At 39.3% G+C, this 24,553-nt stretch carries 22 protein-coding genes, 1 tRNA gene, 6 pseudogenes and 1 riboswitch; of the genes and pseudogenes, 5 read left to right on the forward strand and 24 right to left on the reverse strand.

All coding sequences use genetic code 11. The features are described from left to right. Nucleotides 1–304: 304 nt before the first annotated feature. Nucleotides 305–784: a 23S rRNA (pseudouridine(1915)-N(3))-methyltransferase RlmH gene (gene rlmH / locus MFLO_RS00805; protein ID WP_036095985.1), complete on the reverse strand. Its 480-nt coding sequence runs from the start codon at nt 782–784 to the stop codon at nt 305–307. 801 nt (nt 785–1,585) lie between these two features. Between rlmH and MFLO_RS00810 the strand changes: the two genes are divergently transcribed. Then, on the forward strand, nt 1,586–3,361 hold the full coding sequence (locus MFLO_RS00810; protein WP_036095649.1) for a DUF2075 domain-containing protein: 1,776 nt from the start codon (nt 1,586–1,588) through the stop codon (nt 3,359–3,361). A 127-nt stretch (nt 3,362–3,488) separates the two neighbouring features. Here MFLO_RS00810 and MFLO_RS00815 read toward each other — a convergent pair. From MFLO_RS00815 to MFLO_RS00850, 8 genes and pseudogenes are all read right to left on the reverse strand, one after another. After that, a pseudogene (locus MFLO_RS00815) lies at nt 3,489–5,031 on the reverse strand (S1C family serine protease). Nucleotides 5,032–5,179: 148 nt separating this feature from the next. Then, complete coding sequence (locus MFLO_RS00820) at nt 5,180–6,010, reverse strand: MBL fold metallo-hydrolase (protein ID WP_036095652.1); 831 nt, start codon at nt 6,008–6,010, stop codon at nt 5,180–5,182. 137 nt (nt 6,011–6,147) lie between these two features. Continuing rightward, nucleotides 6,148–7,008, reverse strand: coding sequence for a two-component system regulatory protein YycI (locus tag MFLO_RS00825; RefSeq protein ID WP_036095653.1), 861 nt, complete (start codon nt 7,006–7,008; stop codon nt 6,148–6,150). Nucleotides 7,009–7,010: 2 nt separating this feature from the next. After that, nucleotides 7,011–8,324 (reverse strand): two-component system activity regulator YycH, encoded by a 1,314-nt coding sequence (gene yycH / locus MFLO_RS00830; RefSeq protein ID WP_036095656.1) that lies wholly within the window; start codon nt 8,322–8,324, stop codon nt 7,011–7,013. Continuing rightward, nucleotides 8,321–10,154, reverse strand: a pseudogene (gene walK / locus MFLO_RS00835) (cell wall metabolism sensor histidine kinase WalK). Before walK ends, yycH begins: the two are co-directional and overlap by 4 nt. Before the next feature lie 182 nt (nt 10,155–10,336). Beyond that, nucleotides 10,337–11,050, reverse strand: coding sequence for a response regulator YycF (yycF, locus tag MFLO_RS00840; protein WP_036095658.1), 714 nt, complete (start codon nt 11,048–11,050; stop codon nt 10,337–10,339). Nucleotides 11,051–11,269: 219 nt separating this feature from the next. Continuing rightward, nucleotides 11,270–11,342, reverse strand: a tRNA-Asp gene (locus MFLO_RS00845). 76 nt (nt 11,343–11,418) lie between these two features. Further along, a pseudogene (locus MFLO_RS00850) lies at nt 11,419–12,601 on the reverse strand (aminotransferase class I/II-fold pyridoxal phosphate-dependent enzyme). A gap of 136 nt (nt 12,602–12,737) precedes the next feature. Next, a riboswitch (SAM riboswitch) is annotated at nt 12,738–12,853 on the forward strand. 89 nt (nt 12,854–12,942) lie between these two features. Here MFLO_RS00850 and MFLO_RS00855 point away from each other — a divergent pair. The 4 genes and pseudogenes from MFLO_RS00855 (at nt 12,943) to MFLO_RS00870 (ending at nt 16,256) form a co-directional block, all read left to right on the forward strand. Then, a complete protein-coding gene (locus MFLO_RS00855) occupies nt 12,943–13,761 on the forward strand; it encodes a MetQ/NlpA family ABC transporter substrate-binding protein (protein WP_036095661.1) in 819 nt (272 codons plus the stop codon). A gap of 11 nt (nt 13,762–13,772) precedes the next feature. Then, nucleotides 13,773–14,787, forward strand: a pseudogene (locus MFLO_RS00860) (methionine ABC transporter ATP-binding protein). Between the two features lie 63 nt (nt 14,788–14,850). Continuing rightward, a pseudogene (locus tag MFLO_RS00865) lies at nt 14,851–15,445 on the forward strand (methionine ABC transporter permease); the annotation flags it as partial. A gap of 31 nt (nt 15,446–15,476) precedes the next feature. Then, nucleotides 15,477–16,256, forward strand: a complete 780-nt coding sequence (locus MFLO_RS00870; protein WP_036095663.1) for a carbon-nitrogen family hydrolase — start codon at nt 15,477–15,479, stop codon at nt 16,254–16,256. Between the two features lie 324 nt (nt 16,257–16,580). Here the strand turns inward: MFLO_RS00870 and MFLO_RS16690 are convergent, their stop codons facing one another. The 15 genes and pseudogenes from MFLO_RS16690 to MFLO_RS00935 all read right to left on the reverse strand — a co-directional run bounded on the left by MFLO_RS16690 (nt 16,581) and on the right by MFLO_RS00935 (nt 24,518). Further along, the gene (locus MFLO_RS16690; protein WP_277619753.1) at nt 16,581–16,703 is read right to left on the reverse strand and encodes a hypothetical protein; all 123 of its coding nucleotides are present in this window, start codon (nt 16,701–16,703) and stop codon (nt 16,581–16,583) included. 22 nt (nt 16,704–16,725) lie between these two features. Beyond that, complete coding sequence (locus MFLO_RS15910) at nt 16,726–16,911, reverse strand: hypothetical protein (protein WP_206538294.1); 186 nt, start codon at nt 16,909–16,911, stop codon at nt 16,726–16,728. Nucleotides 16,912–17,606: 695 nt separating this feature from the next. Then, nucleotides 17,607–17,894 carry a hypothetical protein gene (locus MFLO_RS00885; protein ID WP_036095669.1) on the reverse strand — a complete coding sequence of 96 codons (288 nt, stop codon included), beginning with the start codon at nt 17,892–17,894 and terminating at the stop codon, nt 17,607–17,609. A 32-nt stretch (nt 17,895–17,926) separates the two neighbouring features. Beyond that, the gene (locus tag MFLO_RS00890) at nt 17,927–18,406 is read right to left on the reverse strand and encodes an Imm63 family immunity protein (RefSeq protein ID WP_036095672.1); all 480 of its coding nucleotides are present in this window, start codon (nt 18,404–18,406) and stop codon (nt 17,927–17,929) included. A gap of 11 nt (nt 18,407–18,417) precedes the next feature. Beyond that, on the reverse strand, nt 18,418–18,546 hold the full coding sequence (locus MFLO_RS17095) for a glycohydrolase toxin TNT-related protein (protein ID WP_077913109.1): 129 nt from the start codon (nt 18,544–18,546) through the stop codon (nt 18,418–18,420). Nucleotides 18,547–18,714: 168 nt separating this feature from the next. Continuing rightward, nucleotides 18,715–18,891 carry a hypothetical protein gene (locus MFLO_RS16135; RefSeq protein WP_241433485.1) on the reverse strand — a complete coding sequence of 59 codons (177 nt, stop codon included), beginning with the start codon at nt 18,889–18,891 and terminating at the stop codon, nt 18,715–18,717. 125 nt (nt 18,892–19,016) lie between these two features. Then, nucleotides 19,017–19,142 carry an SMI1/KNR4 family protein gene (locus MFLO_RS16140; RefSeq protein WP_241433486.1) on the reverse strand — a complete coding sequence of 42 codons (126 nt, stop codon included), beginning with the start codon at nt 19,140–19,142 and terminating at the stop codon, nt 19,017–19,019. A 6-nt stretch (nt 19,143–19,148) separates the two neighbouring features. Further along, a complete protein-coding gene (locus MFLO_RS00900) occupies nt 19,149–20,624 on the reverse strand; it encodes a T7SS effector LXG polymorphic toxin (RefSeq protein ID WP_051993369.1) in 1,476 nt (491 codons plus the stop codon). Beyond that, nucleotides 20,621–20,989 (reverse strand): hypothetical protein, encoded by a 369-nt coding sequence (locus MFLO_RS00905; RefSeq protein ID WP_036095677.1) that lies wholly within the window; start codon nt 20,987–20,989, stop codon nt 20,621–20,623. The genes MFLO_RS00900 and MFLO_RS00905 overlap by 4 nt, the downstream gene beginning before the upstream one ends. Continuing rightward, nucleotides 20,989–21,273, reverse strand: a complete 285-nt coding sequence (locus MFLO_RS00910; RefSeq protein ID WP_051993372.1) for a DUF3130 family protein — start codon at nt 21,271–21,273, stop codon at nt 20,989–20,991. Before MFLO_RS00910 ends, MFLO_RS00905 begins: the two co-directional genes overlap by 1 nt. Nucleotides 21,274–21,510: 237 nt before the next feature. Then, nucleotides 21,511–21,811 (reverse strand): annotated as a pseudogene (locus tag MFLO_RS00915) (DUF4176 domain-containing protein). Then, a complete protein-coding gene (locus MFLO_RS00920; protein ID WP_241433487.1) occupies nt 21,812–22,459 on the reverse strand; it encodes a DUF443 family protein in 648 nt (215 codons plus the stop codon). Further along, nucleotides 22,456–23,877 (reverse strand): T7SS effector LXG polymorphic toxin, encoded by a 1,422-nt coding sequence (locus tag MFLO_RS00925; RefSeq protein WP_036095682.1) that lies wholly within the window; start codon nt 23,875–23,877, stop codon nt 22,456–22,458. Before MFLO_RS00925 ends, MFLO_RS00920 begins: the two co-directional genes overlap by 4 nt. After that, a complete protein-coding gene (locus tag MFLO_RS15635) occupies nt 23,874–24,167 on the reverse strand; it encodes a DUF3958 family protein (protein WP_241433502.1) in 294 nt (97 codons plus the stop codon). Before MFLO_RS15635 ends, MFLO_RS00925 begins: the two co-directional genes overlap by 4 nt. Nucleotides 24,168–24,224: 57 nt before the next feature. After that, nucleotides 24,225–24,518: a TIGR04197 family type VII secretion effector gene (locus MFLO_RS00935; RefSeq protein WP_036095685.1), complete on the reverse strand. Its 294-nt coding sequence runs from the start codon at nt 24,516–24,518 to the stop codon at nt 24,225–24,227. Nucleotides 24,519–24,553: the final 35 nt, after the last annotated feature.

Below are 24,553 nucleotides of genomic sequence, written 5' to 3' on the forward strand. Positions count from 1 at the left end.
CTGCTAACATGAGTACTTAGTAAATTTAATTAGTCTCTTAAATGTTATTTATCTACACTTCTTAAATAATTGACCTACATATTCATAAAGTAAAAGTTCCCTCTACAAAATAAAAAGACTATATTTATATCATACCATATATTTTTAGCTGTTACACACCTCCATAACAATCACCTCAGCCATTTGCAATATGAGCAAAAATGTGGCATGCCAAGCCATATAAAATGCTATTAATTCATTTCTTCTTACCTCACAACAAAAAGGAATCATCCCCGATGAGATTAGATACATTCCTTTTATTTCTCTATTTATGATAGGGTTCTCCTCGCATAATTCGAAATGCACGATACACTTGCTCCATTAAAACAAGCCGCATCAACTGGTGCGGCAACGTCATCCGGCCAAACGATAGTTTTTCATCTGCACGTTTTAAGACGTCGTTGCTCAGCCCAAGCGATCCCCCGATCACAAAGGCCACTTTGCTCTTGCCATAAGTCATCAAGCGGTCCAGACCTTCCGCAAACTCTTCGCTCGATTTTTCCTTCCCGTCAATCGCGAGTGCAATCACATGTGTATCATCCGTAAGTTTCGCGAGAATTCGCTGCCCTTCCTTCTCCTTCACAATCAGCATCTCTGCTTCGCTCAATACCTCAGGGGCTTTTTCGTCGGAAACTTCAACCATCTCAACCTTCGCATAGGCACCAAGTCGCTTTTGATATTCTGCTATGCCTTGAACCAAATATTTTTCTTTCAATTTTCCTACGCTAATCACTTGAATTCTCAATTTTTCCACCCCAAAACATTTCTTTCTTCTATCATACACTAAAAATGAGCCTGATATTCTAGAAATTACTCCCAGATTTTCCATTTTACCCCCAAATGACCTAAATTTCCAAACAAATTAGTATAATTTGGTTTTCCACATTCTTTCTTGACTTATACACAATACTTATCCACAAAATTCATCCACATATCCACAACCCCGCCTATATTTAGTGCAAGAAAATGTGTTCTCCACCATATCTATTTCCAACAAAATTTGTTATCCACAATTTATCCACAAGCTGAATTTCATTTTCCGTTATTACTAAAAAGCGCATTAATACTGGGTTTCAAGCTCCAATCATCTTTTTTCTCAATGTCCAATTCTTCTAAAATTGTGGATAAATGCTAGTTTACAACTAGACCATTCACAATAAGGTAATTTGAACTATCAAAACTTACATGTCCACCATTTCATTATAAGAATTATTACGTTTTCAGTATTTTCACTTTCTCACAGGTTACACACAACTTATCCCCAGTTTTTGTCCACATATCCACAGGTAAATTCCATATTTTGTGTCCGAATATCCGTTCCCACTATATAAGCCAGTCATTCTTAATTTGTTATCCACAGTTTATCCACAGGTTCAAGAAAGTATAGTTTCTTTGTAATTAACTAGACTCGCAATCTATAGGTATTGTTTCAAATTCAATGGCAAAAATTAAAATGCACTGATATAATGTATAAATAAAGGCAATTATCGCTTTTTAACACCCGTATTTAGAGATTTTACAACTCTTATTAAGTGGAGGAAGTACTATGGATGAGATTAATGCACCCATCATAAAAAAAATCGATTACTCATTAAGAGCCATTACTGCTATAAGTAGTCATCTTCCAATAGAAGATAAATTAGCAAGTAAATTATTGCTAATTTATCCAACTGTATACATCATTAATGATAAACAAAAGAAAGAGCACTTAGTTTATGTTGGAGAAACGACTGATATCAATCGTCGAACAAAGGAGCATATGGATCGAGATATTAAAAAGAATGCCAACACAAGATGGAATAGTTTTTTAGAATCAGATACTTCTACGATGTATATTATTGGACACTCATACTTTAATAAATCTTTGACTTTAGATATTGAAAATAAACTAATGTCTTATATGCTTGGATCAGAAAAAGTAACAGGTATTCTAAATAAGCGCCGAAATGGTCAAAATCAATACTATACCTCTGATATTTTTGATGATGTCTTCCGCCAAATTTGGTCTGGTTTAGAGCAACTGGACAACCAGCTTTTTCCAAAAGAGCCTGTAATTCGTGATTCTGCTCTTTTTAAAGCTTCTCCGTTTCATAAATTATCTGAAGAACAATATGCAGCCAAAGAACTTATTTTACAAAAGATAGAATCCGCCCTACTGAAGGATGATAATAATCAAGTTATTTTTGTATCTGGTGATGCCGGTACTGGCAAAACAGTATTAATCAGTAGCCTATTTTATGATTTATCAATGTTTTCAAAGCAAGCAATTGATAGCGCCATATTCGAGGAGACAAATAATTATCTCCTAGTAAATCATGATGAGCAGTTAACAGTCTATCATCAAATTGCTGAAAAACTAGGTCTATTGGATAATAATAAAAGTTGCGTCAGCAAGCCTACAAAGTTCATTAAAAACCATGATCCTTCCACTCCGATAGATGTTGCTTTAGTTGATGAAGGCCATTTACTATGGACACAGGGAAAACAGGCTTATCAAGGTAAAAATCAATTACTAGATATTATCAAACGAGCTAAAATTACCATTGTAGTTTTTGATCGAAAGCAGATTTTACGATCGGAGCAGTACTGGGAAGATGAGCAGTTACGCCAAATAGAAAATATAGCTAGAGATACGAATAATTATATTTCGTTAGTCAATCAATTCAGAATTGATGCAGGTGAGGAGACCGTTCAATGGATTCGCAGCTTGATTGACTATCAAACTATTGAAGAAATTCCAAATGACAAAAAATATGACTTGCGAATATTCGCTTCTCCGAGTGCTATGTTCAATTCCATTAAGAAAAAAATGGAACAATCTGGACTTGCCCGAATGTTAGCTACATTTGATTGGCCTTACATTGATAAAAAGAAGCCTCTTGATGAAGAATACTGGAATGTCAAGATTGGAAATTGGTCAATGCCTTGGAATCTTCAATTGCCGAAACTAAAAAATGAAGCAAAGAATTTGGCGTGGGCAGAACAATCGCAAACCATTGATGAAGTAGGCTCAACTTTCACTATTCAAGGATTTGATCTTAACTACGCTGGAGTAATTATTGGTCCATCTGTAAAATATCGAAATGGTCGCATTGTCTTTGATAAATCTTTAAGTAAAAATAAGAAAGCAACCCAATTTCGGACATTGAGCGATGGAACAAAAGGAGATTTTTCCGAAGAATTTCTTCGTAATGAGTTAAATGTTCTTTTAACGCGCGGCATTAGAGGTTTATATCTTTACGCAGTAGATGAAGAACTTCGAATAGCTTTATTGAATGCACAAAACGAAAAAAAGAAAAAAAGGACACCAACAGACTTATAAAATAGGATCGATCTTCAATCAAAAAATGAATCTATTTAAATTCTCTAATAGAAAACATGTATTATTTTTTTGTCTAAATCCATCTAAACAAAAAAGCAATCCCTCCACGGGATTGCTTTTTTTAAAATCATTGAGTCGACGTTTTAACTTCTTCAAGCGTCAATGTTGTGGAACGTTCTTTACCATCACGATAGTATTTAATCGTAATTTTCTTACCAATTTGCAAGTCACCGTTATAGAGAATCTTTCGTAGCGACATTGCATCCGTAATCTTTTGACCATTCATTTCTACAATAACATCATATTGTTTCAAGCCTGCTTTAGAGGCAGCTGAGTTGCTAGTTACTTGTTGAACCATTGTCCCGTAATTTACACCATCAGGCAGTTTCAAAATACTTTGCTGCTGTTGTTCTGGGATAGTATCCACATCGCGCAATGTTACGCCAAGTGAAGGTCGCGATACTTCGCCGTTTTTCTCAAGTTGTTCAATGATTGGCTCCGCCTCATTAATCGGAATAGAGAAGCCGATGCCTTCAACATTTTCTGTCGAAATCTTCATCGAATTGATACCGATAACTTGGCCTTCTAAGTTGATTAAAGCTCCGCCGCTGTTCCCAGGGTTGATTGCCGCATCAGTTTGAATAACTTCCGCTTCCCAGTCTTCTTGACCGTCGCCATTAATGTCAACAGGCACTGTACGGTTAAGTCCGGAAACAATTCCTTGTGTCACTGTTCCAGAAAATTCTGTGCCAAGTGGACTTCCGATCGCAATAACCGTTTCTCCGACTTTTAGTGAATCCGAATTACCGAACGTCGCAACTGAGGTAACGTTTTTATCTGAGATTTCGAGAACAGCCAAATCATTCCATTCATCTGTTCCTATAAGTTTTGCAGTTGATTTCTTCCCATTTGAAAATGTCACTTCTAATTTATTTGCTCCGCTGACTACATGATTATTCGTCACAACGTAAGCTTTGCCATTTGCTTTTTTATAGATAACGCCAGAACCTGATGATGCTTCATTCTCTGAAGAGGAAGAACCATTTGATCCATCACCGCTTCCAAAGCCGCCGATACCGCTATCAAGCGAATTTGAAGATTGATAGTTCAGCACACTGACAACAGCATCTTGAGCTTTGTCTACTGCTTTCGTAATGTCTGTAGAATTTTCATAAGATACTTTTTCAACTTTACTGCTCTTAGTCGATGTCGTGTTGCTGATTGAATTTGTATTTGTATCGGCATCGTTATTTAAACCGCCGATGGTAAAGAAAACAATAATTGCTCCTACAATAACGCCAAGAATACCTGTTAGAAAATAGCCTAAAAAGCTTCGACCGCCGCTTTTTTTTCGGCGGTTCTCCGCCTCCGTCGCCACCGCTTGAACGTGTTGGGGGAACAACTGGTGGAACAGGAGGTACAGTGCCGTCTTCTTTTGGAACCACTTCTTTTTCCGCAGATTCTTCAAAGAAGGCATTGCTCATTCCTGCCTCAGCTTGCTCGCGCGTTGCACCCGCAAACTTTTCGCCTTCTTCCGTTATACCTTCCGCTGTTGGAGTCATTTGGGGATCTTCTTGGTGCGGCTTAAAAATTGTTTCCTCAGATGCAGCACCTTTTGCAGCTTCTTGTTGCTCATTTGTATTTTCAAACTCGTTTCGTTCTTTTTCCAAATTTTTTCATCCCTTCCTCAGCAAATTCAAGTCTATATACCTATCCTACAAGACAAATATGAAAAATTCATGAAATTATTTTAAAAAAAATACGTTGAAATCTTTTTTTATAAAAAGAGACGCCAAAATAGCCGCCTCCAAAATCAACTTATATGGTAAAGAGTGTTGTCGGTACTTCTGGGTCTGTGTCGAACAATTCGATTTGCTCGCCGACAATAATTCCTTCCTGTCCTAATGTTTGTGCTACGCTCATTCGCGCCAAATCCTTCATGTTATTATCCTTGCTTAAATGCCCCAAATAGATACGCTTTGTTCGGTCACCGATGACCTCACTCATCGCAATTCCAGCATCTTCATTTGAAACGTGACCTTCGTCGCCTAAAATCCGCCGCTTCACGTTCCACGGATAGCGACCCATTCGTAGCATCTCGACATCATGATTGCTCTCAAATAAATACGCATCCGCATTTTTGATATGTCCCTTCATCCGATCGCTCACATAGCCTGTGTCCGTAATCATCACAAATTTTTTATTCCCATTATGGAATATGTAAAACATTGGCTCGGCCGCATCATGAGAAACACCAAACGATTCTACGCTCAAACTGCCGAACTCCTTCACGGTTTCCATGGCAAAATCAAATTTTTGGTCAAGCGCGACTTCTCCGATCATACCGTCCATCGCTTTCCATGTTTTTTGATTGGCATAGATTGGTAATTTATATTTACGCGCTAAAACGCCCAGTCCTTTAATATGATCGGAATGCTCATGCGTAATTAAAATCGCATCCACATCCGCAATCGTCCGCCCAATTTCATTAAAAAGACCTTCCATCTTCTTTCCGCTAAGACCACAATCTACAAGAATTTTTTGGTCACCTGTTTCAACAAGTGTTGCATTTCCCGAGCTTCCGCTTGCAAGTATACTAAACCGAATTTGCTCGGTTTCTTTTCCAGTTAAAATTTGACTTTTCATCATCGCTTTTTTGTACCCCCCGAGCAGATTTTCTTCTGCATCTATTTTACCCTTATTGCGGCAAAAAGAAAACCAAAATTAACTTATTGCCTAGAGAAAAACCGCTTTTCGTTGTTTGAAAAGCAGCTTCTCAGGTTATTTTACTGATCAAATTGCGCCAATTCGAAATCAGTTTGCGGTACGCTCGCCGCAGCTTTTTCAGCTTCCTGCTTCTTCGTTTCCGTCAAATTGATCACTTGCTCATCTTTGGCGTTTACAAGGAAGTAACTAGTTGTCTTTTTGTGCACAACTTCAAAACACCAGACAGGGAAATAGACATCTCCGCTTGATAATTGAACCGTCGTATAGTAACCGAATACAGCTTGCGTAATCTCACTGTCCGGTTTTAGATCACCATGCTGGTACACTGCTTCAAGTGCATCCATTGATGACAGCAAGTTTTTCTTTTCCTGCAAGTCATCTTGCTTGCCTAAATAGGTCTGTCTATAAGAAATCACTTCTTCATCATTATTCAACTTAAAAACGATGCGCCCTGCGTTATCAAACAATACCATATCGTCTTTGATTACTTGGTTGTATATGAGTTCATGTGTGGTTTCATCATATTTCCAAAATTCATAAGTGCTGCCCTTATAAACATTTTCCTGTAAGAACTTGATGAACTCAGGATTTTCCCCCTTTTTCCCCGTTTTAACCGGATTTTGCAGGGTCGACACAATCTCAGTTGAATTATTATAAAGCGCGATCGATTGGTCTTTCAAATCCACCAAATCTTTTGAAGCGAATGCAACTTTATTCGCAGTAAAAATTTCACCATATACAGATTTTGATGATAAATCTGGATACGTAATATTATCCGTTTTCAGATGATCTTGAAGCGTATCATTTCCAAGCTTATCAGGATCATTTGTGACTTGCTTATTTAAAAACATGATCCCAAGAAAGATATCTAGCAAAAGGAAAGCTACAATAAAGATAATTTCTGTTTTTTTCCAATCCATCTTTATTCACTCTCCTTCACGCCGGCATCAAACCACTTGCCGCGATATTTGAAGATCCAAGTTGGCTCAAGCTCAACAATGCGCTTCAAGCCTTTGTCTTCTACCCAGCTCATTTTGTATCCAAGCGTAATCATCTGCACAGCAGTAATGTCGATATTTGAATTATTTTTCAAGGATTCGTATACGGTTGCAGATGAAGGCAGCTTCACTTCATCGCTTTCACGCGGAATGGAGTAATCGAGTTTGAAGAATGGGCGACTGTATTTGTAAACCGCTTCTTGGCCTTCAGTGACACTAATCTGGGACATTCCGTTTCCGCTAATAACCTGCAAGTTATCGACGAACATGCCAAAATTGGCACTTCCTGTCGTCGAATCATAGCCGGTAAAGTAATATTCATCGGTCCAACCTGCATGCTCATTGATGAAGTTGAAACTGTCTTGGATCATGCTCGCCCGTTTAACTTCGGTTTGCGTTTCGGGATTGGCATTTTCTTGTGCTGGATTGATATATTCTAATACTTTGTTGTCTGTATCAAGTACGATTTTACTCGAACCGTCTGTATAGGAATTCTCTTCGTTTTTTACCGAGCTGACATCAGGAAACAGCGCTTTTGTGAATAAACTGATATCCATCGTATCAATGATGTATTTTTTACTTTTTATATCAGGTGGTGTTTTTGATAGGAACAAGGAATGTTTGCTCGTACCTACAGCATCAAGCAGTACCATATCGCCATCATCTTTTGAAGCAGCTACCAGATTTTTGATCACAGCTACATCTTTTTGTGGCAAAGAGCTTTGGTAGATGGTATCTTCGCGGTCATTAGTAAAATAAACCGTATAAAGTCCAGCTTCTGTGGTATTTGTATCAAAAACAATCCGGTTGAACGATGCATTCTCCAGTTCCTTCCCAGTCAGTTCATAAATTTGTGAAAAGATCGAGAAGGGAATGTTATTAGGATAAATCAGTTCGACAGTTCCGTTTTGGTGGATTAAGCGGTCATACTCGCTGCTGGTCTTTTTCCCAGATGAAACGACTTCTGAGAAGGTGAAGTTGCGACCCTGTGCAGCTATTCGGTTCACGAAATTGGCGGCGTTTGTTTGATAATGCTCTCCATCTTGGTTTATTTGGCCTAAAATCGGCTTGAAAACTTGTGCGGCTGTTTTTTGTTTATCAATCGCTGTTTTTTCTACTTCTTTTACGTCAATCGACTCGTAATTGGGCTGTCCTTTCCAGATCGAATAACTTAGAATAATGCTTATTATTACGAGAACAGTGAGAAGCAGGCCTCTTAAATATGAAATTTTTTTCATTCCCAATCATCCTCCGGAAGTTCACTATACGGCAGGGTAAACTTCACTGTAGTTCCTTTGCCGCGATTACTTTCGGCCCAAATCTCGCCGCCGTGCGCCCGAATAACTTCGCGCGCAATCGCAAGGCCGAGCCCTGTTCCTCCCATTTCCCTTGAGCGCGCTTTATCCACGCGGAAAAATCGGTCAAAGACTTTATCCAAGTCTTCTTTTGGTATTCCAAGTCCTTCGTCACTAATAGCAACTTCGATTTTATTGTCAAATTTTTTTAGGAAGAAAGAAATTTGACCACCATCTGGCGAATATTTATTGGCATTCGAGATAATATTATCAAGCACTTGCATGATTTTATCTTCATCAATTTCAATAATAACCGGCTCTTTCGAGATAAAGCGTTTAAATTTAATCGAATCTTTTTTCATCATCTCGAAACGATCAATAATATGGTTGAAGAAGTCTGTAAAGTTTACAAAGCTCTTATCCAAATGTTCTCTGCCACCGTCCATACGCGATAGTTTAAGCAAATCATTGACAAGTCGAATCATTCGTTCGGTTTCGTTTTGCGTGACTTCAAGGAATTTCGGTGCAAGGTCAGGATCTTGCCACGCCCCGTCGCTAAGCGCTTCTAAGTAGCTGTGCATACTCGTAAGCGGTGTCCGCAGTTCATGAGAAACATTCGATACGAAATCACGCCGCTCTTGATCGACTTTTTCTTGATCGGTAATATCATGTAAAACGGCAATAACCCCGTTAACAAATCCAGTTTCGCGCTGAATGACTGAGAAGTTGACACGCAAAATATAACGTTCGTTTACGGTACTGCGATCGAGCGTGATTGGTGCTTCCTGCCCCATCAGATTATCAAATTGGTAGTCGTCAGCAATATCCAATACGTCAATAATCGCTTTTCCATTCACACTTTCATGAGGAACACGAAGCATCTTTTCTGCTGGCGAGTTGATCAAGATGACTTTCCCGCGCCGGTCAGTTGCAATAACACCATCTGTCATGTAGGACAGTACAGAAGAAAGCTTGCGGCGCTCGCCTTCTGTCATGGCTTGCGCTTCTTGAACTTTTTTTCGTCAGCGAGTTAAAGCTTTCTGCAAGTTGCCCAATTTCATCGTAGCCGTACACTTTTACTTTCCGGGTATAATTTCCGCGAGCCATTGCATAGGCTTGACGTTTCATATCAATCAGCGGTTTCGTAATCGTGCGTGAGAGCAAAATCCCAAGCACCGCTGTAATCACCATTGCAATCAATGTTCCCGTGATAAAAATATTGGTAATCGAATCCACTTGTTTGTAGACAGATTCAATATCCGCAACAAGATAGATCACGCCAATCACTTTATCTTTATTTTTAATGGGGGAGATGTTGACCCAAACACGCTGGTTATTATGGGATTCATCCATATAAATTTTGTCTTCAGATCCTCCAAGTGAGATGGCTCGTTTAATAGATGTCGTGGTTGATTTTTGTCCAACTACGCCCTGATTGTCCATATCCGACGTTCCGAGTATTTTACTTTTATCATCTACGATTCGAACTTCAGTCAAGCTGTTGTTATTGCGAGCAAAATCGACGAGCAATTCACGGATATCCGTTTGTAGCTGAGCGCTGTTATCGCCATTTTTTAAGATTTCCTCCCGCACATTGTAATCGAGTAACTTGGTGCTGTTTTTAATGGAATCTTGAAAGTTCTTTTCGAGCTGGCCTTCTAGTTCACGCACAAAGTAAGCGCCGATAACTTGCATCGCCACTAAGATCAGTAATAAGTAAATCATAACAAGTCGGAACTGAACCGACTGGAAAAATTTCTTTGTTTTTTGCATAATCAGCTTCTACTCCTGTTCAGGATTCAACTAGCCCTTCAATGTCAGCCTTCTTTCTCTGAAACTAGTTTATTTAACTTAGTATAGCATAATTTAGAATCTGATAAAAACGGATTGGAAAGAATCTGCTCTCCGATTGAGCAATATAAAAAGCAGGTTCGCGTCCGCGAACCTGCTTTTGCTTATTCTTGCTCTGGATTCCTTAAATAGTAGCCAACGCCGCGTCTTGTGACTAGCCATGCTGGATGGCTCGGATTGTCTTCAATTTTTTCACGCAATCTGCGGACTGTAACGTCTACCGTTCTGACATCGCCGAAATAATCATAGCCCCACACGGTTTGAAGCAAGTGCTCCCGTGTCATAACCTGTCCCATATGTTTGGCAAGATAATGGAGCAATTCAAATTCACGGTGAGTGAGTTCAATCGTCTCGCCGCGTTTTGAAGCCACATAAGCATCTGGATGGATAACAAGCGAACCGATTTCAAGCTCGCTGTTTTCGTTTTCCTCAGCTGCTTGTGAGCTGATTTGGCTGTGCCGGCGCAGGTTTGCTTTTACACGCGCAATAAGCTCCCGATTACTGAATGGTTTTGTCACATAATCATCAGCGCCAAGTTCAAGTCCAAGCACCTTATCAATTTCAGAATCTTTCGCAGTTACCATAATGATCGGCATATCATATTTCTTACGTACTTCACGGCATACTTCGATCCCGTCTCTTCCAGGAAGCATAATGTCCAACAAAATTAAATCCGGCTGTACTTCTTCAACGAGTTCAAGGGCTTCGTCCCCATCATAAGCACAGTACACATCGAATCCTTCTTTATTTAAATTAAATTTAACTATATCCGCAATCGGTTTTTCGTCATCAACGACTAGAATTTTTTTCTCTGGCATCTTAACACAATCCTCCTAATATGGAATTTGTAGTATTCCAAAATAAAATGGCGTTACCCCTGCCTGAAGAAGTTCTTCAATCGGGGTTGTTGGGCTCTAGCTCAACTCACCTTTTATCATTATAACACAAGCTATAAATTTTCTGAATTATTACAGGCTTGTCTGCATCATAAAGCGAAAAAAAAAGACGTAAATCTGCAGATTTACGTCTTTTTAAAACGGTTCCGACGGGATTTGAACCCGCGATCTCCTGCGTGACAGGCAGGCATGTTAACCCCTACACCACGGAACCTTTAATGTACCAAAAACAGGCACCTCCTCATTAAATCATGTTTTACAGACAGCGTCAATAGTTTTTCAGAAAGTTTTCAGCATTTTTTTTGAAAAATAGGCAGATTTCCAATGCGATTGACAGCTTCAACAAGTCTTTCTTCACTCACCAAAAGACCTATCCTTACATATCCTTCGCCAAACTCACCAAAACCGCTCCCATCTGCAACTGCCACGCCCGCTTCATCAAGCAAAAGTCTAGCAAAGCGACTGCTCGTATACCCATCGGGAACTTTCATCCACGCAAAAAACGAACCATCTGGTACGCTTCCATTCCAGCCAATTCGCTTGGCCGCTTGAAAGAATGCATCTTTACGCGCACGATAACGTTCATTTTGTGTTTGAACTGTTTCTTGCGACTCAATAAGTGCCGCAGCGGCTGCATCTTGGATTGCAGGAAATAAGCTGACATACAGGTGATCTTGAAGCAGATTAAGCGCTTCGATCATTTCTGCATTTCCGGCCGCAAACGCGACACGCCAACCTGCCATATTGTAAGTTTTTGACAGTGTATAAAGTTCAATTCCTACTTCTTTCGCTCCTTTTTCTGCAAGAAAACTACGCGGTTTTTCTTTGGCAAAACCGATTGCACCGTAGGCAAAATCATGTACCACAGCAATTTGATTGTGCTTAGCAAAATCGATCGTTTCTTCAAAAAAAAGCTTGGCTTGCAGCAGCTCCAGTTGGATTGTTCGGGTAATTAAGATACATAAGTTTGGCTTGGCTTCTTTGTTCCTCCGTCAATGTCGTGTAATCAGGCAAGAAACCATTTTCTTCAAGTAAGGGCATAGTATCGAAACTTGCTCCAGCTAGAGCAACCCCAGATAAATAATCGGGATAGCCGGGATCTGGTAGCAACATCTTGTCGCCTGGATTAAGAAAGCAAAGCGGCAACTCTACAAGACCCGCTTTTGAACCGAATAAGACAGCTATTTCTGTTTCCGGGTCAAGCTCGACATCGTATTCCCGCTTATAAAATGTCGCGACAGCTTCCTTAAGCTCCTTTTTCCCGCGAAAGAGCGAATACTTGTGGTTCGTTGTATCAGCTGATGCTTGCTGCATCGCTTCGACGATATGTACCGGTGTTGGCTGATCAGGATTTCCTTGACCAAGATTAATCACATCTACACCTTCTGCTATTTTGGCGTTTACGTCTTGTACGAGTTTTGAAAAAAATTGTTTCGGCAAATTTTTGAGCCGTTCTGCTTGTTTCATTGTCATCCCCACTTTCGTTTGATAAACATCTTAAAGTTTTCCGGCAATTTTGTCTAGTGCGTTTATAAAAAATATTAAAAACGATTGACAAATAAAACTAAAATTGATATATTGTTACGCAACAGGTTTTAATAATTAAATTCTCTTATCAAGAGTGGCAGAGGGACTGGCCCTATGAAGCCCGGCAACCCAACTTTTTTTTAAAAGTGAAGGTGCTAATTCCAGCAAATCAGTTTTAATTGATTTGAAAGATAAGAGAAGTCGAATTCGCTTTTGCATTCACTTCTCTTTATCAAAAAAAGAGAAGTTTTTTTAATGCCTGAAATTTGGGTTTGGAGGAAGATAGAATGAAAAAGTGGAGAAAAAGTTTAGCAAGCATCTTAGCGGGAGCAACACTTCTTGTACTGGCAGCATGCGGCAGTGACAAAGACGCTGCACTATCGAAAGAGGATATCGTCATTGGAGTTACAGGCGGGCCACACCAGCAAATTGCCGAGAAAGTTAAAAAGCTGGCTGAAAAAGACGGCATACATATTACACTCAAAACATTTGATGATTATAATACACCAAATACGGCTTTAAATGACGGCGACATTAGCGCCAACAACTACCAAACGATTCCGTTCCTTGAAGCTCAAGAAAAAGATAAAGGTTATAAATTCGCAATTGCGTTTAAGACAGTGGCCTTTCCAATGGGTATTTATTCGGAACAATTAAAATCAATCAAAGATTTGAAAAAGGGTGACAAAATCGCAGTTCCGAATGATCCATCGAATGAATACCGCGGTCTCAAGCTGTTTGAAGCGGCTGGTGTTTTGAAATTAAAAGATGGCGTGGAAGAAAAAGCGACGAAAAAAGATGTTGCCGAAAATCCGCTTGACCTGGAAATTATCGAGCTTGAAGCTTCGCAAATTCCGGCTCAGCTTAAGGAAGTTCAAGCAGCTGCAATCAATACCAACTATGCGATGGGCGCAGGGCTCACCATTAATAAAGATGCCATTTTCCATGAGCCGACCAAAAACAATCCGTATCCCAATGTTTTTGTGGTACGTGAAAGCAATAAAGACGACGAAGTGGTTAAACAACTGAAGAAGTATTATCAATCGGATGAGATTAAAGATTTTATTGCAAAAGAATTTAAAGGTTCTGTTGCTACGGCATTTTAGGGGGTATCTGAATGATTGAACTGGCAGGTGTATCGAAAAACTTCACGACAAACAAGCAGATGGTTGAAGCTGTCAAAGATGTCTCGCTTGAGGTTCAAAAGGGAGAAATATATGGCGTAGTCGGCTATAGCGGAGCAAGGAAAAAGCACGCTCATCCGCTGTATTAATTTTTTAGAAAGACCAAGTTCGGGGAGCGTAAAAATTGCTGGGCAGGATCTTGCGAAATTAAATTCCAAGGAGCTTCGGGCAGCAAGACGCAAAATCGGGATGATTTTTCAAGGCTATAATCTGCTGAAAACAGCAACGGTTTATGAAAATGTCGCGCTGCCGCTGAAACTGGAAGGTCTTAGTAGCAAACTGATTCGCGAGCGCGCTGATAAGTATCTTGAGATTGTTGGGCTAAGCGATAAGAAGGAGCATTTTCCGGCACAGCTTTCCGGCGGGCAGAAACAGCGGGTTGCGATTGCTCGTGCGCTTGCGCACGAGCCGGAGATTCTCCTTAGCGACGAAGCAACTAGTGCTCTCGATCCAGAAACAACGGACTCAATTTTAAAGTTGCTTCTTGAGATCAATCACACACTCGGCATTACGATCTTCTTAATCACCCACGAACTCGATGTGATTGAGCGGATTTGTGACCGAGTGGCGGTCATGGAACAAGGGCGCGTCGTTGAGGAAGGTACGGTGCTCGATATTTTTACGAACCCGAAGCAGGAAACAACGAAACGTTTTGTCGGCTCGGAAGCAGGTTTTGACATTCCGCAAGATTTGCTTGAGGAGTATAAAAAGACTGGCAAACTTGTGTCGCTTTATTTTGTCGGTCAAAGTTCGGAGGAACCGGCGCTTGCGCTTGTTTCGCGTCAGTTTGACTGTTTGCCAAGTATTCTTGCCGGCGGGATTGAGCATTTGAAAAATGATACGCTCGGAAAGCTGCTTGTGCATTTGAAGGGCGAGGAAGACGCATACAACGATGCGATTCGGTTTTTGACTGAGCAAGGGGTTACGGTTCGGGAGGTGACGAAGTAATGGCTGATTTTTTTTGCTGAATGGGGCGAAACACTTTGGACTGGTTTTCTCGAAACGATTCAGATGACAGCGATCACGCTCGTGATCGCTGTCATCATCGGACTACCGCTTGGAATTCTGCTTGTTCTTACGCGTTCAGGCGGGCAAGCGGAGAATAAATTTACCTATACACTCCTCAACTGGGTCATCAATATTTTGCGTTCTCTTCCCTTTATCATCTTGCTTTTTTTTAATTCTGCCATTTACAAAACTCGTCGTTGGCACTACAATTGGCGTTAAGGGTGTAATTTTGCCGCTGGTATTTTTCACTGCGCCTTACATTGCTCGGCTGATGGAGTCTGCGCTCCTTGAAGTTGATCGCGGCGTAATTGAAGCTTATCAAGCGATGGGGATTTCAACCACGAAAATTATTTGGCATGTAGTGATTCGCGAAGCCCGCTCAGGGATTGTTCTTGGGCTGACGATTGCGACGATCGGATTGATCGGCGCAACGGCGATGGCGGGTCTTGTAGGGGCAGGTGGCCTTGGAACGATTGCTTATCAATACGGGTTCCAGCGTTTTGAGCCGACTGTCATGTATGCTACGATTATCATTTTGATTATTATGGTTCAAATCCTGCAATCTCTTGGCAATTTTTTAGCACGGCGTTTAAAAAAAAGACTAGATAAACACTGGGGGAATTTGGGACATGTGGAAAATTGCTCTTTGTCAGCTAGATATCACTTTTGGCGACCCAGATGCGAATTTCAAACGAGTTCGACAAGCCTTATCCGAGGCAGCAGAAAAGGGAGCTTCGGTCGCGGTTTTACCAGAAATGTGGAACACTGGATATGCGTTATCAGAACTCGAAAGTTTGGCAGACAAACACGGCGAGCGCACGAAAAAGTTTTTATCGGAAATGGCGGCGGAACACAAGCTCACGATTATCGGCGGCTCTGTTTCAGCTAAAATCGACGGAAAATTTTCAAACATCATGTACGCGTTCGACGAGCACGGCGACTTCCTTTCTTCTTATAAAAAGGTGCATCTTTTCAAGTTAATGGAAGAACATCTTTTTTTGGAAGCGGGAAATGATACGAATTTGTTTATTCTTGGAGAGCGAAAAGCGGCGGGATTTATCTGCTATGATTTGCGTTTTCCGGAATGGTTCAGACATCATGCAGCACGTGGCGCCGAAGTATTATTTGTTGCGGCAGAGTGGCCGGCTGTGCGAATCGATGCTTGGAAAAAGCTTGCGGTTGCACGGGCAATTGAAAATCAAGCTTTCATCGTAGCAGTAAACCGCGTCGGAAAAGATCCGAAAAATGTGTTCGGTGGACACTCGCTTGTTGTGAATCCGCATGGCGAAATTTTGTTTGAAGCAGATGACACGGAAGGAAATTTCTATGTGTCGATTGATCCAAGCGAGGTTAAGCAAGTTCGAAGCGAGATTCCGGTGCTTGATGACCGGAGACCAGAACTTTATTAGCTGGACGAAAAAAAGTGTGCGCCGCTAACGCGGGGCACACTTTTTTGTTTGAAAATGGAAATTCCTGAATGAAAAAAAGGGATTGTCGTTTTTTAGTAGTCTGGAATAAGAAAAAGCGATCATGGTGCCTCTATCCAAGAACTATCTTAGTTGCTACATAGAACATTCCATACCTTCTTAGCGCCAATCAAGATGGATGTACTGGAACTTTAACAAATAACATTGACTGGCGGTGATAAAATATTTCCCGGCAATAAAAATCTAATTCCCTGAATCTTCAAACGGGAGTGGGATTTTATTAGGTGACTCAAAATTTTTTAGAAATCAAAATATATCAATTCTTGAAACATCAACCTCTATATGCTCATTTTGTTCAATATCCTTAGGAATATCACCATCTGATATATCTATTTTAAATTCTCCTACCTGTAAAAATTCTTTATCCACAAGTTGACCTCGGATATGGTATCTATCTACTTTTTTTGTCTATTCCATAATCTGTATTGAAATCTTTAATAACATTTTTAACGGTAAATCCATGAAGGATACCCGAAAACACATCATCTTCTGATAACTCGCAATTACTACAAAAACTTTCTATAGAATAGTTTCCATCAGTTAACTTAACATATGCTTCTTTTGAATCTTCATCCATCCAGATAACTTTTTTACACTAATCATTCTTTTCCCCTCCTATGGATTGATACCCAAGCTTGGCGATTTTTTTCAATCCCTTCAATGTGCTTATCATTCAAGCTTCCAAAGCCATTGATTTTCACTTTTATTTACCCCATTCATAGCAATACTTTCAAACTAAAAGTTTAACTCAATTTATGAATAGCCTGTCCCACAGCTGATCTAATTTTTTTCTTCATTTTTCACTAGTTTTTTATGATTTTTTCTATGATCTTACTCTTTTAACTCTTTTTTCAGAACATCGTCTAGAATTTTAAAATTATGCAATAGATTGTCCTCTTTATAACTTTGTAAACCTCGAAAAACTTTATCATCTGTAAGTTTACTTAAAATAATGTATTGATTTCCATTTCCTTCTTGTAAGCTAATACCAAGAGTCGATCTCTCATACTCCATCAGCACATTATGTTTGTTATACAACTTAACTTGTAAAAAAAAACAAGCCAAAAAGGGCATTATCTGGAATTTCAGTTTTAATGTCTGAAGCTTCCTTTCCCCAAAAGTCCACGATATACTTGGCCAAACGTTGACTCTCAATTTCCATCTCACTTTTGTACATGCCAGAAACCGTCCTTTTGAACCAAATTTTTATCTGTTACGTGTAGCTTACCTTTAATGTATTCCCATTCATCAACTATAAACCCTTTATCATATTTAATTAAGCATTTCCCAAGTTATTTGTTTCGCATTATCTATAGGCGCATTCAATTCTAATCGTTTATCAAAATCGTCATCCCAAATAAAGAAATCGTTAATGCCACCATGGGGAGGATATAAAGAATGGTTTAAATCTTCTATTACTTTGATATCCGGAAATTCCTTTTCTAGTTCCATCAATAATTGTTCAAGAGTTCTAAGTTGAGGATTATTTGTTGCATCCCCATATTTTTTAACAGCAGCGTATAAAATTAAAAATTGTTTTTTTAGTTCTACAAAATTCATCAGTAGATATTCCCCCTATCTTAAGTAGTTTTTCAGAAATCACTTAAATTCGTAAAACCTATTCCAACTATTAAGTATAGGTCATTTTTCATAGAATTGGATTGGTTTTTAAAAATCTCATTTTGCTCTATTTCTCCACGCTTGAACAAATTATGATCTATTTCTTTTAGTAGAGCAAGTTGTTTAGGAAAAACTACTAGTCTTGGATCATTATCTTGGCTTTTTTCTTCTGAAAAATCGTAAGATATAGTGACAACTATGGGATAAATCGCCCAAAACTTAATATCAAATAAGTCATCAGTAACTTTATTTACGATCTTCTGACCTCTCTCACTAACGATATAATGATAACCTTGACTATCTGCAAATATATAGCACCCATCTTCGCTTCCTAATACCACATCCGTAAAGTTTAATTCTTTTTCCAAGTTTTCTCGCTCTTTGATCTTTTTTAAATCTTCTATAATTATTTCTTGAAGTTCGTTTGTTGTTAAAAACTCTAATGGTCTCATGAATTATTCCCTCATTTCTTTAGTTCTCTAATATATCCGCCTTGTAATAAATCATTTATACTATATGGCAATAACATTTGCTTCCCCCCACCCGGTTTTCCAAGCCAAGGTGTCACTTCAGATGATTCAACTATGTTTATAGGAAAACTCTAGGTTCTTTTGGAATTTCCATGGTTTAGATTGCTATCTCCTAATAAAAAACCATGTTACAGCTATAGTACATTCCCAAAGTTAGGTTTATTAATCTAACTTTAGAGGTTGTAGTACAAACTTTGCATGGTTTTTATCATATTGTCGTAGAATTGTTTTTAAATGTTTTCGACTAGCTCGGTAAATGAACGGTTCACATAAAATGTATTTTCTTCATCTGTAGACTCTTCAAATACATAAGAATCATCCCAATAGTAAATTCCTTCATATTCATTCGTTCCTAAGATGATAAATCCATGTTCTTGACTATCTCCAATGATTAACATCCCGTCCATTATTTCATCGCCATATTGATCCATCCATGTAGATATGTTTGCATTCTCTTCTACATCCCATCCAAATAAAACATCTAAAGAAAATTGCTCGCCGATCGATGAGATTTTTAAGGCGTGCTCCCCCGTTACAATACCGCCATTTGTCTTTTTTTAAAAAATGTTTTGTAGTCTGCAGGTAAAGATAGAGCATATCTACTTTCAATTTCTTCAATGTGCTCATCACTTAAGCTTCCAAAACCATTAATTTTCACTTTTATTTACCTCCTTCTAACCTTTTTTATGGACATGCCACCTCTATGAGTAAATTCTTTATGAATACCCTTATTTACTTCTTCCATGGTCATACCATCTGCTTTATGGTGCCACGTATTATTTACTGGATCTCTTGGCCCATTTGGGGCTAATTCATCTGCCATTTTAAAATCTGTATTATAGTTATTAAATTTACCAATATTTACTTCTTGTTTTACCAAACCTGCACCTTTAAAATCAGGGAAGCCATTTATATACGATACACTTTGATTTTTATTGTTAATATATGTCCATGTCCCAGAATCATTCAGTTTTATCTTCCCACCTTTATTTAACCACTTAGATGGATTAGGAGAATATTTTGGTTTTGTACTTAATACATCAGGAGTCAAATTAGCCAAAGTTATTTCACGTGATGTACTTTTTACTATTGGCTGACGATATCTAATAGCTGCTGTACTAAGTCCCAATCCAAGCACCACATCTGTTAAGCCACTTTCATCAAGCTTCCCTTTCCAATCTTCTACATAGGCGGAAGTCACCAACGTAGCACCCAATGCCCCCTTATAGACCTTGCCATCCATATAGTAAATCCCTTTTTCCCAGGATTTGTTGATTTTCTTATTCAGCTCTTCGTTTGTGATAATTTGATAGACACTTGGATCTAAATATTTCCCCGTCTTCTCCAAGTAGTTTTTAAGCTTCGCATTGTTCACACCTACACCGTTTTGTTCCAATACCCACATCACTTGATCTTTTCCATAAGAATCTCGGTACACAACCGCGTAAACTTGATAATCCATCAATTCTTCTTCTAGTTTCGGATCAATGCCACGCACATCATCTAACCGCCTTTTCAACGCTTGAAGGGATGTTGAAAACCCTTTTGGCAGGTGGTAGGCACCCGTTTTCTCATTAAAGGTCACTTCATGAAGCATTCGCTGCATCATATTTTTAGCCGCCATCACAAGTGTATGTAATTGTTGAAAAAAGTGCCCGTGGCTTTGTTCAAAGTGTAAGTACCGCTCTAAAATCTTTTCTTGTTCCACGGCTTTCACGAAATCAAGGCGCAAGCGCTGCGCTTTTCCTTCATAAAGTCCGGCCGTTGATCCAGACAAAGCTTGTTGGAGCGCCTCTTGCTTGCTTCGAATCGTCTTCACTTTTTCTACGGCAAGCCCTAATAGTTCCGCATCGACTCTTGCCGTCGGGGAGGGATCGACTTGCGCACTGAAATCCTGTAAATAACGCTCTAACAAGTCTTCACTCGTATCTAGGACTTCGATAAGCGTATCACAGATCGTAGGATAGCTCTCTCGAAAATAGGCTTTGGAGGCTTTTACTGCTTGCCCACTGAGCGTAGTTTCCCCTGCGTATGTGAGTGCCACAGTCTTTACTCGTTCTAACTGAGTTCGCATACTGGCATTGGCTCTTTTTAATGCCTGTTGAAAGGTGCGTACTTCTTGGATGTCAATGCGACTCATAACGTCAGCTCCTTCCGTATCTTCGCTTGTTGTTGGTCGATTTCAAGCAACCGCTGTTTCAGTTGGCGGATGTCTTCTTGTCCTTCTTCTTTTTGCGTGTCCAGTTCTCTCTTCCACATCCGTTGTTCGACTTCTTGCTTTTCTTCTATATACTGATGCAAGCCTTGCGCCGTATCCCCTTGCCAACCGTGTTGAAGCATTTCTTTCAGTTCGGTTTGTTGGGAAATCAAGGACTGGTAGTCCAATTCTAGCCACTCAAACGCTTCACGCTTTTTCTGAAAAGTTTGAAGGTCGCGCTCAGCTTGTTGCTGCTGCATATTCAATCCCCGAAGGTGTTGCGCCTGCTTTTCATGGACCACATCCATTAGCGCATCTCCAGTTCCCCGATTTTTTGTCCCGCTATTCGATCTTGTTCCGTGAAGGCTCGTCCCATCTTTTGGAGTCTCTCTGCGTCTTTTTGAGTTAACTGAGTGACCTGATCCATGATCGATATAGATTCCAGCATGGCCGTCCTTAAATCGTTGATGGAATGCGCTCTCGAGTAACTCATATTGCCTGTTGCAAAGGGACGATAAGTAGCCCCTTCTCCGGCTTCCATTAACTCACCGGCAAATTGAACAAAAGTACTTTCTTTCACACGTAGTTTCATTATGGTCATTTCCTCTTAGTTGTCTAGTCTGTTTCATAGATTTTATAAGGCTTTTATTATACCATAAGCTAATACAAGAACGAATTGTATACTAAAAAACCTTCCAAAATAAAGAACAAAATAAATTTTTCATCTCATCAAAACAAAAAGCCTAGAAAAATTCATTTACTAGGCTTTAATCAATCGCTTTTATGGAACCATTCTTTAATGTTTCAAATTCATTTTATATACATAGTTTTATAGAGGCTTATCAACAACGCCTTTCTCAATTCCCGAGGCATTATTTTCTGACCAATCTGAGTATAAAGTTTGGAATCGAGCTTCATCGTCATCATAAAATCCGGCAAATAGTACTTCATCAATATTTTCTTCATTAAAATATAATACCTCGTCCGGTACTAATCCTATAGGATAAACACAACCTGAATAGTCAAACCTATTTGTTTTTCCATCTATCACTATCAAAGGACCTCTATTTAAAACCATGATTTTCTTTGATCCTTTCTTTTAAGAATACTACACTTCCTATAGTTAGCATTTACTTCACCTCTAATATTTTAATTTTATACTCATTTGCATTGTAAGCCAGATAATTTGTTAGTAAAAATAGGAATACCACAATTGTGTAACAAAATGAAAGTATCCAGTATCCTCCTACTACAATAGATAAATAAGCTCCTATTACAACTACTGCCAAAAATAGAACATAGACACATAAAGCTTTAAAAGAATAGATCCATGTTTGCGGCCTTAATTTTATCAAGACCTCTTGATTTAATTCACTATTTTCACACTTAATTTTGTTTCTTTTGCTATAAATTATTCTAATAAGTACACCAAAAACAGATAAAATACATACTCTTAAAATAAGACTACCCTCTAATCGATCTTCAACAAACTTTATCAAAAATGGTGGCAGGGCTAAATTGCCTATGATTATCATGCATAACAATAAAACAACTAAAACCGAATGGTTGGATTCATTATTTTTTTTCATAATTAAATCATCAGCATCTGTTTGAGTAATTAAAATGGCTTTCTTTGGTACTAACCAACTTAAAGCAAAAAGAATAAATCCATAGAAACCTCTATCCATATCTATCAAATAAAATTTTGACTCATATTCTAAAATTCTATAACGTGTATTTTTAAAAATGGGTCTCATTTTTCCAGAATTAATTTTCACCACGCCCAATTCATTGGATTAATTGATTCACCTACATGACTAATAGCCTCACCAGCATCCTTTATTCTATCTTTTGTCCAACTAACACCTTCATCAATTTTATCACTAGCCCAATCAATTCCAGAGTCTATTTTATCCCCAGCCCAATCTAAGCCATCTTGAATATGAAGGCTATTATTATCGTATAAATAATCAAACCCTACACTAACAATAGTACCTACAGCCATACCTCCGAGAATAGCCCATCCACCTGGGTTAGACACAAGTAACCCTACACCAACTGTTCCAAGTATACCAGAACCAATACCTATTCCAGTAGAAACAGTATTGTGGGAAATGGCTTGACCCGCAGTTTTTCCTTTATTGTTTATATCATTATATATTCCTAACCCAAATCCAGCTGCGGCAAAGCCATAACCTAAAGCCTTTCCGGCAGTAGAAATATTCTTCCCATATCTCATCATTTGTGATCCTACACCATTTGGATTAACCATTACAAAGGAATTTCCACCAACAGGTCCTTTAATCCCCTCTAATACATTGATTATACCAGAGAACCTTGTAATACCAACGCCTAATTGTTCGATAAAATTTGATAAAGCATCATTTTTGATATCTGAAATTATATCATTTTTGTTTTCTTTTAAATAATTAATCAGGGAGGCTGGTACTTCATCATCAGGGTGGTTCTTAGCAAATTCTAATACAGATATTAAATCCTCTTGATTCAATTCGGGGATCTTATCTAGGATAGCTTCCATTTTCTTATCCGTGTACATTTTGTTTATTTGTTTCGTCCAAACTAAATCTTCCGCAGATGGAACCACAAAAGTCCCTGTTGAGGGATTCCAAGCCGTTTTCGTTTGGGCAATCCCTTGATCAATCGCCTGTTTCAAACTCGCAATTTCTGAAAAAATACGCGGTGAACTCGCATGAAAAGCGACTAACTTTTGAAGCTTCTCTTCAAGGTCTCTTTTACTCGTTTGGTAAGCCTCAATCAAGGCTTGATTGAGATTCACTTGCATGCGTTGATCCGACTCAGGTAACGGAGATTGTAGGATTTGTCTTTGAAGGGCGTTCGCTTGGTTAATCAAGACGTCTGCTTGTCGTATCTGCTCTTCTAGTTCGGATTGTTTAAGATCTCCGCTGTCCACTTCGCTTTGGTGAGGTTCTGGAAACTTCCGGACAGCTTCTTCTGTCGCTTCTGTTAACAGAATTCCTGCCTGAACCAGGGGCAATAGAACTGCACTATAAAAAGCTTTAGCCGAATCATACGCTTTCCCTTTCAAAAAAGGCTCTGCCGTAAACTGATGAATCGCTTGTTGAAGGGCTGCATACCCCTCCAAATGTTGGCGGCAAACCTGACTCGTACTGGTCGCTTGGGTTTTAGATTTTGACACATACATATTGATACTCATGCTTTCGCCTCCTGTTCATCTAAGTATGCTTTTCTTTTTTCGTAGGCGACTTCATTGAGTTGGTCTTCCAACTTTCTTTTTTCCTGTTGAAAGGCTTCGTCCATCCCTTCAAAATGGGCTTGTGCTGATCGTGAAAGGGAGAAAACCCGTTCTTGCAGGTGTTCATGCAAAAGAGCTCGATCGTTTTTCCGAAACCGCTCATGTACCTCTTCCACAAACCGAAGTCCTTGTTGAAAATGGACGCTATAAGCTTCTTGAAGGTCTTGGACAGCGCGTCTTTTTTTGTTGATTTTCGTCTTCTTTCCCTATCAATTGCCGTTCCTCTTGTTGCCACTCGGTCCATGTCTTCATGGTGCTACCCCTCCAATCAATGAAAGATTGGCCCCCATTTCCGCATCTTTCGCCGCAAAAGCCTCTGCCACACTTTGTAAGTTTGTACTTGCCGTCGTTAAAGCACTTGCAATCCGCGAAACTGCCTCACCTTCTGCTTGAATGGCTGCGTGTGCCTGTATATTTCCTCCAACCGTCGTTGCTTCATCTGTGGTAACTGGTGTTCTTTGCCTCTGAAGGATCGAAACCGCTTGTTGAAGTGCGGTGGCTTTTTCGGAGGCTCGCCCGCTATCACTGGCTACTGTGTACATGGATGGCTCTCTCCTCTCCATTTTTTAAGAAAAAA

It is taken from the genome of Listeria floridensis FSL S10-1187, assembly GCF_000525875.1.
In the GTDB taxonomy this organism is placed as follows: Bacteria; Bacillota; Bacilli; order Lactobacillales; family Listeriaceae; genus Listeria; species Listeria floridensis.

Excerpts from the sequence above, each read along its gene's own strand:
- MFLO_RS00810 (WP_036095649.1), top strand. The coding sequence starts at position 1,586 with ATGGATGAGATTAATGCACCCATCATAAAAAAAATCGATTACTCATTA.
- MFLO_RS00820 (WP_036095652.1), bottom strand. The coding sequence starts at position 6,010 with ATGATGAAAAGTCAAATTTTAACTGGAAAAGAAACCGAGCAAATTCGG.
- MFLO_RS00825 (WP_036095653.1), bottom strand. The coding sequence starts at position 7,008 with ATGGATTGGAAAAAAACAGAAATTATCTTTATTGTAGCTTTCCTTTTG.
- yycH (WP_036095656.1), bottom strand. The coding sequence starts at position 8,324 with ATGAAAAAAATTTCATATTTAAGAGGCCTGCTTCTCACTGTTCTCGTA.
- yycF (WP_036095658.1), bottom strand. The coding sequence starts at position 11,050 with ATGCCAGAGAAAAAAATTCTAGTCGTTGATGACGAAAAACCGATTGCG.
- MFLO_RS00855 (WP_036095661.1), top strand. The coding sequence starts at position 12,943 with ATGAAAAAGTGGAGAAAAAGTTTAGCAAGCATCTTAGCGGGAGCAACA.
- MFLO_RS00870 (WP_036095663.1), top strand. The coding sequence starts at position 15,477 with ATGTGGAAAATTGCTCTTTGTCAGCTAGATATCACTTTTGGCGACCCA.
- MFLO_RS15910 (WP_206538294.1), bottom strand. The coding sequence starts at position 16,911 with ATGGATGAAGATTCAAAAGAAGCATATGTTAAGTTAACTGATGGAAAC.
- MFLO_RS00885 (WP_036095669.1), bottom strand. The coding sequence starts at position 17,894 with ATGAATTTTGTAGAACTAAAAAAACAATTTTTAATTTTATACGCTGCT.
- MFLO_RS00890 (WP_036095672.1), bottom strand. The coding sequence starts at position 18,406 with ATGAGACCATTAGAGTTTTTAACAACAAACGAACTTCAAGAAATAATT.
- MFLO_RS16135 (WP_241433485.1), bottom strand. The coding sequence starts at position 18,891 with ATGGACGGGATGTTAATCATTGGAGATAGTCAAGAACATGGATTTATC.
- MFLO_RS00900 (WP_051993369.1), bottom strand. The coding sequence starts at position 20,624 with ATGAGTCGCATTGACATCCAAGAAGTACGCACCTTTCAACAGGCATTA.
- MFLO_RS00905 (WP_036095677.1), bottom strand. The coding sequence starts at position 20,989 with ATGGATGTGGTCCATGAAAAGCAGGCGCAACACCTTCGGGGATTGAAT.
- MFLO_RS00910 (WP_051993372.1), bottom strand. The coding sequence starts at position 21,273 with ATGAAACTACGTGTGAAAGAAAGTACTTTTGTTCAATTTGCCGGTGAG.
- MFLO_RS00925 (WP_036095682.1), bottom strand. The coding sequence starts at position 23,877 with ATGAGTATCAATATGTATGTGTCAAAATCTAAAACCCAAGCGACCAGT.
- MFLO_RS00935 (WP_036095685.1), bottom strand. The coding sequence starts at position 24,518 with ATGTACACAGTAGCCAGTGATAGCGGGCGAGCCTCCGAAAAAGCCACC.